This window comes from Campylobacter sp. CN_NE2 (assembly GCF_027797465.1).
Lineage (GTDB): Bacteria > Campylobacterota > Campylobacteria > Campylobacterales > Campylobacteraceae > Campylobacter_B.
In genome coordinates this window covers 1,082,262-1,097,027 of sequence record NZ_CP115608.1, presented here as the reverse complement: position 1 = coordinate 1,097,027, position 14,766 = coordinate 1,082,262, and the positions used below count along the sequence as shown (strand labels likewise).

Sequence of the window (14,766 nt, the reverse complement as noted above, 5' to 3'; positions counted from 1 at the left end):
AATACTAAGCCAAAAAATTCGCTATCAAAAATTCTTTTAATTTTTCTTTTGATAGCGAATTTTCAGCTATTTGTATTACTATTTCTTCCATTTTTGCAAAAAAACTATCATCAAAATCAAACCCATTTAATCTAGCAAAATGTTCGCCCAAATAAATAGCACTTCTTTTATTCCCGTCTAAAAACGGATGAAATTTAACACAAGCAAAGATTAGATGAGTGAGTTTATCGGTAAATTCTGGGTAAAATTCATCATTTTGAATTTGCTCCAATGCAGAAATCAAATACCCAATTTGAACTTTATTATATCCTTTTAGACCGCCGATTTCATCGATAATATCATCGTGCAGTCTAGTAGCAAATTCGATACCAAAATATTTCACTATTTATCTCTTAATCTTACAAAAACTTCACGATTGCACGGCTTTTTAAGTTTTTTTAAGCCATCTTGGCGCAATTTTTCAAGTTCTACCTTTGTAGCCATATTAACCTGTGTATCTTGTTTTTTTGTAGATGTTTTATTTTGCATAAATTTTCCTTTGATTTTTTGATATGATATAGTTTATACGCTTTAAATGTGTTTAAATTTTACAAATCAAATTTATCTAAATTTTTAAATAAACTATGATAAAAATTTGAAAAATTTAGTATTTTTTCGAATTTTATATAAAATTTCAAGCTATGTGTGTGACATTTTTTTTAAAATTTTCAAAAAATGTTACAAATTTACACACTAAAAACTGCAAATTTTGATAAATTTGCAAAAATTTTCTAAAAAGAGTTAAAATTTATAAAAATTTAAGTTTCGCATAAAAAATCAAAAAATAAACTCAAATTTATCTTATTTTTTTTAAAAAACAAAAAAAATAAAATTTAAAAATTTTTCTAAAAATTTCCAAAATATCGCTAAATTCGACTATATAAAATCAAATTTCGCTAACTTCGAAACAAATTTGACACAAAATTTATCAAAAAAGTATATAAAAAAGAAAATGTTAAATTTCGCTCAAAAATTTACAAATAAATTTTTTCGTGCAAATTTTTTCTAAATTTTTAAAATTTCTAAAATATCCTAAAAATCGCTATTTGTAAGGACTAAAAATTTCAAATTTAGCTTATTACAAAATCGTTTTTTTTTTTTTTGTTCGACTAGCAATTTTAAAGCCAAATTGTAGTATAATCAAGGGATTTATCTGATTTTAGAAAGAGTTCTAAAAGCAAGTAAAGTGAATTCACACAAAGGAAATCTTAAATGAACAAGATTTTTAAACTTAAAAAGGGCTCACACGGTGTCAAAGTCGTTAGTGAGATAGCTAAAAGCCACAGTGGCGAAAAAGCCGTTACAAGTGGTTTTGGCGGTAGTTTAGGCTGTGCGTTTGCTAGATTTGCCGACTTTTGGGGCGGTAGCGGAGCTGATGCTTTTTATATAAATGCAGGTTTTAACAAAGTAGTTTTATCACTAGCTACGGCTATTGCATTGGGCTCAGCATTTATGCCTACACAAGCACAGGCAGATGTATTGTGTCAAAACAATAATACCCAACTAATAACACAAAGATCAACTCGGTGTAATAATAATGAAACCGACATAACAGCAACAACGGAACAAAAATATTGGGGTGGTGGCACGGCTAGTGGTTTAAATGCTACTGCTTGGGGAAGAGGTTATGTTACCGAAAATGGCACAACTACCACATATACATCGACCGCTAGCGGATTAAGTTCTACCGCATGGGCGGGTGGAACTGCTAGCGGAACTAACTCTACCGCATTTGGGGCAAGTGCAGTGGCGTTTGGTGCAAGAAGCACCGCTTGGAGCAGGGGTCAAGCAACAGGTCCTGATAGCACGGCTTGGGGTAGAGCAACAGCTAGCGGAAACAATTCCACTGCTTGGGGTGCTAGTTCCGTTTTGGCTAGCGGAGGCAACTCTACTGCATTTGGAAATCAAACAATAGCAAGTGGTGATCAAGCAACTGCTTGGGGGTATAATACAAGAGCAACGCTTAATAACGCAACCGCTTTTGGTTTAAGAACACAAGCTACTAACCTAAGAGCAACTGCTTTTGGCGTAGATACAGTGGCTTCTGGCGAAAATTCAACTGCTTGGGGCGAAGGTTCTGGTGCAAGCGGTGTAAATTCAACCGCTTTTGGTCTTGAAAACAACGCAACGGGTGCAAATTCGCTAGCAGGTGGTGGTAGGCTTAATATAGCTAGTGGCTATGCAGCAACCACGCTAGGCGGTAGAGAAAACAAAGCTATCGGAGAAAGATCAGCTACTCTTGGCGGTAGATTTAATATAGCCAAAGGCGACGGCTCGGTTGTGCTTGGTGGCGAAAGCAATGAAGCAAACGCTACAAATTCTGTCGCTTGGGGTTCTGGCTCTATAACACATGCAGGAGCTGATAATTCAACTGCTTTTGGTGCAAATTCACACGCTTATGGTGCAAATTCTCTTGCTGCTATGGGTGGCAGGGCTCTTAAAGATAACTCTATCGCACTGGGCGTAAATTCTGTCGCAAACGGAGTAAATTCTTTTGCTACTGTTGGTGGAGTTGTTAATACCGATAATTCTATCGCTATTGGAAAGGACTCTATTGCAAATGGCAGAGATTCCGTTGCAATTATGGGCGGTAAAACTCACAACCAATACACATTTGCAGCTATGGGTGGAGATGCGACTGGATATACTAGTATCGCCATAGGTAGAAATTCTTCGACAAGTAGGATGGGAAATATCGCAATCGGCGGTGCAGTGTGGGATGGTAGTACAAATAGCGACCATGTGGATTATGAAGTTAAAATCAACGAAAAAGTCATTACGACACTTCAAATTCCAGGTCCAAAAGCAAATGGAACGGGCGCTATTGCATTAGGTGCTAGGGCATTAGCAGACAGTTCAGGCGAAGGAAATATTGCTATTGGTTATTTAGCCATAGCTAAGGATTTAGCAAACGATGATGCTGGACAAAGTGTCGCTATTGGAACGCAATCAAAAGCCATAGCTGGACAAACCATAGCAATTGGTGCTAATGCCGTAGCTAACGGATACGGCTCTATCGCTATCGGTGGTGATGATATAGGTAGCGAAACAAGCGCTCCTAAGAAAACAAAATTGGAAGATTATATCAACTTCATGGGCGGAAGCAGTGCGGTGTCGGATAGAATAAATCTCTTGCATGGAGTTTTTGCAGGAACTGCAACAGCTACCAGTAGCAACGGAGCATACAGAGAAACACGAGCTAGTGGCCTTGGCTCACTAGCAGTAGGTCAAAGCTCGGAAGCAAACAATACATTTTCAAATGCCGTTGGTTTTTCGAATATTGCTAATGGTATTGCTTCAAATGCCTTTGGAACAAGCAATATAGTAGAAGGTGACGGTGGCGGTGCCTATGGTTTGGAAAATAAAATTTATGATAAAAACGGTACCGCTATGGGTAACTCAAATGTCATAAAATTAGGCGCTACAAATTCTACTGCCATGGGTGTGGGAAACACTATGGTTACAGGAGCTTTTTCTACCGCAATCGGTGCGCAAAATAAAGTAACCGGACCAAAAGCCATTAGTGTTGGTAGTGATAACCTAAATGACGGACTTAATACCCTAACGGTCGGTAGTGATAACAATGCAACAGGAATATTTGCATCAGCTGTCGGTGTCGAAAATAACGCTACAAATACGGCAGCTTTTGCCGTAGGTGGATATAACCAAGCAAAAGGAGAATACTCTACCGCTTTTGGTTTCCAAAATTTAGTCGAAGCAGATAATGCAATGGCGTTTGGTAAAGAAAACAATATAACGGCAATCAGTGATTATGCTATGGCGTTAGGTATGAATAATGATATAAATGGCGAACGCGCCATAGCTATTGGTGAAAATAATCAAGCTCTTGCGGATTATTCTGCTGTTATCGGTGATGGCAACCTAGCAAAAGCGTATAACTCTTTTGCAGTTGGTTCGGGTAATGAGATTGGAGAAAACGCAGAGTATTCGCTTGCACAAGGTTTTTATAACTACGCAGAAGGTATAAATTCGGTCGCAATAGGAACTTACAACGAACTAATCGGAGATTATGCCAATGCTTTTGGTATCTTTAATAGTATAGGCGGCGAAGGCGGCATTGCTATCGGTATGGAAAATAACATAACAGGGGATTACTCTGTCGCTGTGGGTTACGGACAATCAGTCGCCGGATCAAATTCCGGTGCATTTGGTGACCCAAGTGCAGTAACTGCAAATAGATCTTATAGTTTTGGTAATGATAATAGAATAGGAAAAACAGCAGGTGACGCAAATTCAACCGATGATACATCTAAACATATATATGTAGTCGGAAACAACAACATAGTAGGTCAAAACGGCGACGCAGAAAATATATTTGTTTTAGGCGGAAATGTAACTGAAACGATAAATGACTCTGTTTTCTTAGGAAACGGCACAGCCTATGTAGTAGGAACTACCACAGGCGATATGAGCGAGATAACTAGCGTGGTTATAAACGGCACGACTTACGGAAATTTTGCGGGTTCTAGACCAATAGGCGTAGTAAGTGTCGGAAATGCAACCGCACCACGCCGAATTCAAAATGTCGCAGCAGGTTTGATAGACGAAAATTCGACTGACGCCATAAACGGAAGTCAGCTTTACTGGATAGCCAAAGGCTTAGATGGAAATAAAACAAAAGTTACCGTAAATGGCGGTATGGAAGCAAATACCACAAAAGGTAACTTGCAACTAGCTTGGGACGGTGATACAAACAACACTTATGATTTAAGTCTAAATAAAGACCTAAATCTAACAAAAGACGGAAGTATTACATTTGGTGATAGCTATATCAACAACAACGAATTTGTAGTTAAAAACAGTGAAGGCAACACAACTATTACTCCAAATGGTTTAGTTGTAAATAAAGGTGGAAAAACACTTAAATTTACAGATAACAATGTAAGTGTAGGTGGAAATCAAATTCACGATGTTGCAAAAGGTACAGCTGACAGTGATGCTGTAAATGTTGCTCAACTAAAAGAAGCCAACACAACAGTTACTTCTAACAACGGCTCTGTTGGTGTAGTTAGAACAACTAAAACAGACGGACATACTAACTATGACCTAAATATCACAGATACTATCAATAGCATAGTAACTTCAATCGGTGGAGATACAAAAGTAGCTGATGATAATAAAACAATCATCACTAATAACATAGGCGACACAGGTAAAAACACTATCCATGAAGCTATTAAAGCAATTGATAAAAACATAACAGTCAATGGCTGGAATGAAGCAAATACAACAGACGGAAATCTACAACTTGTTTGGAGCGATACAAACAACACTTATGATTTAAGTCTAAATAAAGACCTAAATCTAACAAAAGACGGAAGTATTACATTTGGTGATAGCTATATCAACAACAACGAATTTGTAGTTAAAAACAGTGAAGGCAACACAACTATTACTCCAAATGGTTTAGTTGTAAATAAAGGTGGAAAAACACTTAAATTTACAGATAACAATGTAAGTGTAGGTGGAAATCAAATTCACGATGTTGCAAAAGGTACAGCTGACAGTGATGCTGTAAATGTTGCTCAACTAAAAGAAGCAAATACAACAGTTACTTCTAACAACGGCTCTGTTGGTGTAGTTAGAACAACTAAAACAGACGGACATACTAACTATGACCTAAATATCACAGATACTATCAATAGCATAGTAACTTCAATCGGTGGAGATACAAAAGTAGCTGATGATAATAAAACAATCATCACTAATAACATAGGCGACACAGGTAAAAACACTATCCATGAAGCTATTAAAGCAATTGATAAAAACATAACAGTCAATGGCTGGAATGAAGCAAATACAACAGACGGAAATCTACAACTTGTTTGGAGCGATACAAACAACACTTATGATTTAAGTCTAAATAAAGACCTAAATCTAACAAAAGACGGAAGTATTACATTTGGTGATAGCTATATCAACAACAACGAATTTGTAGTTAAAAATAGTGAAGGTAATACAACTATTACTCCAAATGGTTTAGTTGTAAATAAAGGTGGAAAAACACTTAAATTTACAGATAACAATGTAAGTGTAGGTGGAAATCAAATTCACGATGTTGCAAAAGGTACAGCTGACAGTGATGCTGTAAATGTTGCTCAACTAAAAGAAGCAAATACAACAGTTACTTCTAACAACGGCTCTGTTGGTGTAGTTAGAACAACTAAAACAGACGGACATACTAACTATGACCTAAATATCACAGATACTATCAATAGCATAGTAACTTCAATCGGTGGAGATACAAAAGTAGCTGATGATAATAAAACAATCATCACTAATAACATAGGCGACACAGGTAAAAACACTATCCATGAAGCTATTAAAGCAATTGATAAAAACATAACAGTCAATGGCTGGAATGAAGCAAATACAACAGACGGAAATCTACAACTTGTTTGGAGCGATACAAACAACACTTATGATTTAAGTCTAAATAAAGACCTAAATCTAACAAAAGACGGAAGTATTACATTTGGTGATAGCTATATCAACAACAACGAATTTGTAGTTAAAAACAGTGAAGGCAACACAACTATTACTCCAAATGGTTTAGTTGTAAATAAAGGTGGAAAAACACTTAAATTTACAGATAACAATGTAAGTGTAGGTGGAAATCAAATTCACGATGTTGCAAAAGGTACAGCTGACAGTGATGCTGTAAATGTTGCTCAACTAAAAGAAGCAAATACAACAGTTACTTCTAACAACGGCTCTGTTGGTGTAGTTAGAACAACTAAAACAGACGGACATACTAACTATGACCTAAATATCACAGATACTATCAATAGCATAGTAACTTCAATCGGTGGAGATACAAAAGTAGCTGATGATAATAAAACAATCATCACTAATAACATAGGCGACACAGGTAAAAACACTATCCATGAAGCTATTAAAGCAATTGATAAAAACATAACAGTCAATGGCTGGAATGAAGCAAATACAACAGACGGAAATCTACAACTTGTTTGGAGCGATACAAACAACACTTATGATTTAAGTCTAAATAAAGACCTAAATCTAACAAAAGACGGAAGTATTACATTTGGTGATAGCTATATCAACAACAACGAATTTGTAGTTAAAAATAGTGAAGGTAATACAACTATTACTCCAAATGGTTTAGTTGTAAATAAAGGTGGAAAAACACTTAAATTTACAGATAACAATGTAAGTGTAGGTGGAAATCAAATTCACGATGTTGCAAAAGGTACAGCTGACAGTGATGCAGTAAATGTTGCTCAACTAAAAGAAGCCAACACAACAGTTACTTCTAACAACGGCTCTGTTGGTGTAGTTAGAACAACTAAAACAGACGGACATACTAACTATGACCTAAATATCACAGATACTATCAATAGCATAGTAACTTCAATCGGTGGAGATACAAAAGTAGCTGATGATAATAAAACAATCATCACTAATAACATAGGCGACACAGGTAAAAACACTATCCATGAAGCTATTAAAGCAATTGATAAAAACATAACAGTCAATGGCTGGAATGAAGCAAATACAACAGACGGAAATCTACAACTTGTTTGGAGCGATACAAACAACACTTATGATTTAAGTCTAAATAAAGACCTAAATCTAACAAAAGACGGAAGTATTACATTTGGTGATAGCTATATCAACAACAACGAATTTGTAGTTAAAAATAGTGAAGGTAATACAACTATTACTCCAAATGGTTTAGTTGTAAATAAAGGTGGAAAAACACTTAAATTTACAGATAACAATGTAAGTGTAGGTGGAAATCAAATTCACGATGTTGCAAAAGGTACAGCTGACAGTGATGCAGTAAATGTTGCTCAACTAAAAGAAGCCAACACAACAGTTACTTCTAACAACGGCTCTGTTGGTGTAGTTAGAACAACTAAAACAGACGGACATACTAACTATGACCTAAATATCACAGATACTATCAATAGCATAGTAACTTCAATCGGTGGAGATACAAAAGTAGCTGATGATAATAAAACAATCATCACTAATAACATAGGCGACACAGGTAAAAACACTATCCATGAAGCTATTAAAGCAATTGATAAAAACATAACAGTCAATGGCTGGAATGAAGCAAATGTAACAGATGGAAACCTAAAACTAGCTTGGAGCGATACAAACAACACTTATGATTTAAGTCTAAATAAAGACCTAAATCTAACAAAAGACGGAAGTATTACATTTGGTGATAGCTATATCAACAACAATGAATTTGTAGTTGCTAATGACAGCAATAAAACAACTATTACTCCAAATGGTTTAGTTGTAAATAGTGACGGAAAAACACTTCAATTTACAGATAACAATGTAAGTGTAGGCGGAAATCAAATTCACGATGTTGCAAAAGGTACAGCTGATAGTGATGCTGTAAATGTTGCTCAACTAAAAGAAGCCAACACAACAGTTACTTCTAACAATGGCTCTGTTGGTGTAGTTAGAACAACTGAAAAAGACGGACATACTAACTATGACCTAAACATCACAGATACTATCAATAGCATAGTAACTTCAATTGGTGGAGATACAAAAGTAGCTGATGATAATAAAACAATCATCACTAATAACATAGGCGACACAGGTAAAAACACTATCCATGAAGCTATTAAAGCAGTTGATAAAAACATAACAGTCAATGGCTGGAATGAAGCAAATGTAACAGATGGAAACCTAAAACTAGCTTGGAGCGATACAAACAACACTTATGATTTAAGTCTAAATAAAGACCTAAATCTAACAAAAGACGGAAGTATTACATTTGGTGATAGCTATATCAACAACAATGAATTTGTAGTTGCTAATGACAGCAATAAAACAACTATTACTCCAAATGGTTTAGTTGTAAATAGTGACGGAAAAACACTTAAATTTACAGATAGTAATGTAAGTGTAGGCGGAAACCAAATTCACGATGTTGCAAAAGGTACAGCTGATAGTGATGCTGTAAATGTTGCTCAACTAAAAGAAGCCAACACAACAGTTACTTCTAACAATGGCTCTGTTGGTGTAGTTAGAACAACTGAAAAAGACGGACATACTAACTATGACCTAAACATCACAGATACTATCAATAGCATAGTAACTTCAATTGGTGGAGATACAAAAGTAGCTGATGATAATAAAACAATCATCACTAATAACATAGGCGACACAGGTAAAAACACTATCCATGAAGCTATTAAAGCAGTTGATAAAAACATAACAGTCAATGGCTGGAATGAAGCAAATGTAACAGATGGAAACCTAAAACTAGCTTGGAGCGATACAAACAACACTTATGATTTAAGTCTAAATAAAGACCTAAATCTAACAAAAGACGGAAGTATTACATTTGGTGATAGCTATATCAACAACAATGAATTTGTAGTTGCTAATGACAGCAATAAAACAACTATTACTCCAAATGGTTTAGTTGTAAATAGTGACGGAAAAACACTTCAATTTACAGATAACAATGTAAGTGTAGGCGGAAATCAAATTCACGATGTTGCAAAAGGTACAGCTGACAGTGATGCTGTAAATGTTGCTCAACTAAAAGAAGCCAACACAACAGTTACTTCTAACAATGGCTCTGTTGGTGTAGTTAGAACAACTGAAAAAGACGGACATACTAACTATGACCTAAACATCACAGATACTATCAATAGCATAGTAACTTCAATTGGTGGAGATACAAAAGTAGCTGATGATAATAAAACAATCATCACTAATAACATAGGCGACACAGGTAAAAACACTATCCATGAAGCTATTAAAGCAGTTGATAAAAACATAACAGTCAATGGCTGGAATGAAGCAAATGTAACAGATGGAAACCTAAAACTAGCTTGGAGCGATACAAACAACACTTATGATTTAAGTCTAAATAAAGACCTAAATCTAACAAAAGACGGAAGTATTACATTTGGTGATAGCTATATCAACAACAATGAATTTGTAGTTGCTAATGACAGCAATAAAACAACTATTACTCCAAATGGTTTAGTTGTAAATAGTGACGGAAAAACACTTCAATTTACAGATAACAATGTAAGTGTAGGCGGAAATCAAATTCACGATGTTGCAAAAGGTACAGCTGACAGTGATGCTGTAAATGTTGCTCAACTAAAAGAAGCCAACACAACAGTTACTTCTAACAATGGCTCTGTTGGTGTAGTTAGAACAACTGAAAAAGACGGACATACTAACTATGACCTAAACATCACAGATACTATCAATAGCATAGTAACTTCAATTGGTGGAGATACAAAAGTAGCTGATGATAATAAAACAATCATCACTAATAACATAGGCGACACAGGTAAAAACACTATCCATGAAGCTATTAAAGCAGTTGATAAAAACATAACAGTCAATGGCTGGAATGAAGCAAATGTAACAGATGGAAACCTAAAACTAGCTTGGAGCGATACAAACAACACTTATGATTTAAGTCTAAATAAAGACCTAAATCTAACAAAAGACGGAAGTATTACATTTGGTGATAGCTATATCAACAACAATGAATTTGTAGTTGCTAATGACAGCAATAAAACAACTATTACTCCAAATGGTTTAGTTGTAAATAGTGACGGAAAAACACTTAAATTTACAGATAGTAATGTAAGTGTAGGCGGAAACCAAATTCACGATGTTGCAAAAGGTACAGCTGATAGTGATGCTGTAAATGTTGCTCAACTAAAAGAAGCCAACACAACAGTTACTTCTAACAATGGCTCTGTTGGTGTAGTTAGAACAACTGAAAAAGACGGACATACTAACTATGACCTAAACATCACAGATACTATCAATAGCATAGTAACTTCAATTGGTGGAGATACAAAAGTAGCTGATGATAATAAAACAATCATCACTAATAACATAGGCGACACAGGTAAAAACACTATCCATGAAGCTATTAAAGCAGTTGATAAAAACATAACAGTCAATGGCTGGAATGAAGCAAATGTAACAGATGGAAACCTAAAACTAGCTTGGAGCGATACAAACAACACTTATGATTTAAGTCTAAATAAAGACCTAAATCTAACAAAAGACGGAAGTATTACATTTGGTGATAGCTATATCAACAACAATGAATTTGTAGTTGCTAATGACAGCAATAAAACAACTATTACTCCAAATGGTTTAGTTGTAAATAGTGACGGAAAAACACTTAAATTTACAGATAGTAATGTAAGTGTAGGCGGAAACCAAATTCACGATGTTGCAAAAGGTACAGCTGATAGTGATGCTGTAAATGTTGCTCAACTAAAAGAAGCCAACACAACAGTTACTTCTAACAACGGCTCTGTTGGTGTAGTTAGAACAACTGAAAAAGACGGACATACTAACTATGACCTAAACATCACAGATACTATCAATAGCATAGTAACTTCAATTGGTGGAGATACAAAAGTAGCTGATGATAATAAAACAATCATCACTAATAACATAGGCGACACAGGTAAAAACACTATCCATGAAGCTATTAAAGCAGTTGATAAAAACATAACAGTCAATGGCTGGAATGAAGCAAATGTAACAGATGGAAACCTAAAACTAGCTTGGAGCGATACAAACAACACTTATGATTTAAGTCTAAATAAAGACCTAAATCTAACAAAAGACGGAAGTATTACATTTGGTGATAGCTATATCAACAACAATGAATTTGTAGTTGCTAATGACAGCAATAAAACAACTATTACTCCAAATGGTTTAGTTGTAAATAGTGACGGAAAAACACTTCAATTTACAGATAACAATGTAAGTGTAGGCGGAAATCAAATTCACGATGTTGCAAAAGGTACAGCTGACAGTGATGCTGTAAATGTTGCTCAACTAAAAGAAGCCAACACAACAGTTACTTCTAACAATGGCTCTGTTGGTGTAGTTAGAACAACTGAAAAAGACGGACATACTAACTATGACCTAAACATCACAGATACTATCAATAGCATAGTAACTTCAATTGGTGGAGATACAAAAGTAGCTGATGATAATAAAACAATCATCACTAATAACATAGGCGACACAGGTAAAAACACTATCCATGAAGCTATTAAAGCAGTTGATAAAAACATAACAGTCAATGGCTGGAATGAAGCAAATGTAACAGATGGAAACCTAAAACTAGCTTGGAGCGATACAAACAACACTTATGATTTAAGTCTAAATAAAGACCTAAATCTAACAAAAGACGGAAGTATTACATTTGGTGATAGCTATATCAACAACAATGAATTTGTAGTTGCTAATGACAGCAATAAAACAACTATTACTCCAAATGGTTTAGTTGTAAATAGTGACGGAAAAACACTTCAATTTACAGATAACAATGTAAGTGTAGGCGGAAATCAAATTCACGATGTTGCAAAAGGTACAGCTGATAGTGATGCTGTAAATGTTGCTCAACTAAAAGAAGTTGAAGCAAACATTACCAAAGTTACGGTCAATGGTGGCGTAAAAGCTCCTGCTGGTGGTTATACAGATGGAAATCTACAACTAGCTTGGGGTGGCGATAATAACAACACTTATGATCTAAAACTAAACAAAGATTTGGATCTCACTGACGGAAGCATTAAATTTGGCGACAACACCGTTATAAATAAAACTCAGTTCCTAATCGGCACAAGCGACGGCAACACGACTATCACTTCTGATGGCATTGTTATAAGTAAAAATAGTAAAAACGATATTCAAATCACTCAAAGTAACATTAGCATGGGTGATAATATTATCCATAATGTAGGTGCAGGTATTGATGATACCGATGCCGTAAATGTTAGCCAACTTAAAAAAGCAACAGAAGGCAATCGCACTAAATTTACTATCGAAGGTGGCGTAGTAGCAGGAACAAACGGCACTTATACGGGTTCAAATTTATTACTAACACAAGGCAAGGAATCTGAGGGCAACTATACTTATGATTTAAAACTTGCCGATACAATCAAAATCGGTGGCGGTAGCGGTCAAGACGGCAACATAACCGTAGCCGATAAAAACGGCAATAATGGCGTTAGTATAAGTGTTGCTAACGGTACAGGAAGTATCGCTATAAACGGCGATAGTGGAACTAGTGCTACTATTACGATAGGCAAGGGCGATAATTCTTTAACAAAAACAAACCCTACTAGAATTATCTATAAAGATCAAGACGGCAACAATATGCAAGTTGCTACACTTGATGACGGAGTTAAATATAAAGGTGATTATGGCAGCGAAATAGCTAAAAATTTAAATCAAACACAAAATATCAAAGGTAATCACACAGGTGGTGAAAACAGCTTAACAAACGGCAATATCGGCGTGGTTAATGACGGAAGCGATTTGATTGTTAAGCTTGCAAAAGATATTGACTTAGGACAAGACGGAAGCGTAACTATCGGAAATACTGTCATCAATAATAGTGGTTTAACTATCGGTAGCGGTTCAAATACAATCAAGATTACCGATAATAATATTAGTATGGGCGGACAGCAAATTCACGATGTCGCAGCAGGAACGGCTGATACAGACGCTGTTAATGTTGGTCAATTAAATAATGCTGTTACCAATATTAATAATAATATTACTAATATCACAAATATTGTTGGCGATCCTGGTGACCCTAACGATCCTGCTAATTATAAATTAAAAACATACGATGCTTATGGCCAAAGCGGAACTTTACAAACAAGTGTTGTTGATGCTATTGCCGGAATGAATAAACACGGAATTAGATTTTTCCATACGAATGATGGAACGCAACAACCAGGCGGCTATCAATCTCACCCAGAAGATGCAAGTGCTAGCGGAAAATACTCAACTGCAATAGGCTATCAAGCAAACGCAGAAGGCGAAAATGCTATCGCTATGGGTAACGGCGCACAAGCTCTTGGTAAAAATTCTATCTCTATCGGTACAGGCAATATAGTCCATGCTAACAACGCAGGTGCATTTGGTGATCCAAATACCGTAGCGGCAGGAGCAGACGGAAGTTATGTTATTGGTAATAACAATAATGTATCTACGCAAAATACTTTTGTTATAGGAAATAATACAACAGGTCAAGCTAATACAACCGTTGCAAATTCATTATTCTTTGGTAATGACTCAGCTTATATAGATGAAACCACTGGTAAAAGTAAAGGTACAAATAGAGCTTATACTCGTGATACAATTACCGTTAAAAATGCAAACGGTCAAAATATCGATGTAGTTATGAATAAATTTGCAGGCGGAGATCAAGTAGTTGGCGTAGTAAGCGTAGGTAATGCTAATGAAACTCGTCGTATTCAAGGCGTAGCACCGGGTTTAGTTAGCAAAGATAGCACAGACGCTATCAACGGTAGCCAGTTATACTCTGCTATCGAAGGCGTTTCAGCTCATATCGGCAATCAAATCAACCAAACAAATCAAGCCGTCAATAACCTAGCAAATCAACTAGGCGAAGCTAAGAAAGAGTATAGAGGCGGTATCGCTTCTGCTATCGCTATCGGTAACTTGCCACAATCAACAATCCCAGGCAAAGGCATGCTAAGCGTTGGAACTGGTTATTATAAAGATCAAGGTTCATTGTCGCTAGGACTTTCAAAAATGTCTGATAACGGCAAATGGATATTCAAGTCATCATTGTCTTATGATACGCAAGAAAATGTAGGCGCAGGATTGTCATTAGGCTTCCATTTCTAAAAATGGTATAATGCGAAACCGAATTTAAATTCGGTTTCGTTT

General features: G+C 35.8%; 3 protein-coding genes. 1 reads left to right on the top strand and 2 read right to left on the bottom strand.

Annotation, left to right across the window (positions count from 1 at the left end; all coding sequences use genetic code 11):
* Window positions 1-4 precede the first annotated feature (4 nt).
* Window positions 5-382, bottom strand: coding sequence for a type II toxin-antitoxin system death-on-curing family toxin (locus PF028_RS05380; RefSeq protein ID WP_270860957.1), 378 nt, complete (start codon window positions 380-382; stop codon window positions 5-7).
* Window positions 382-528 carry a hypothetical protein gene (locus PF028_RS05375; RefSeq protein ID WP_270860956.1) on the bottom strand — a complete coding sequence of 49 codons (147 nt, stop codon included), beginning with the start codon at window positions 526-528 and terminating at the stop codon, window positions 382-384. The genes PF028_RS05380 and PF028_RS05375 overlap by 1 nt, the downstream gene beginning before the upstream one ends.
* Window positions 529-1,251: 723 nt before the next feature.
* On the opposite strand from PF028_RS05375, the gene PF028_RS05370 reads away from it, so the two are divergent.
* Window positions 1,252-14,724, top strand: coding sequence for a YadA-like family protein (locus PF028_RS05370; RefSeq protein WP_270877200.1), 13,473 nt, complete (start codon window positions 1,252-1,254; stop codon window positions 14,722-14,724).
* Window positions 14,725-14,766 lie beyond the last annotated feature (42 nt).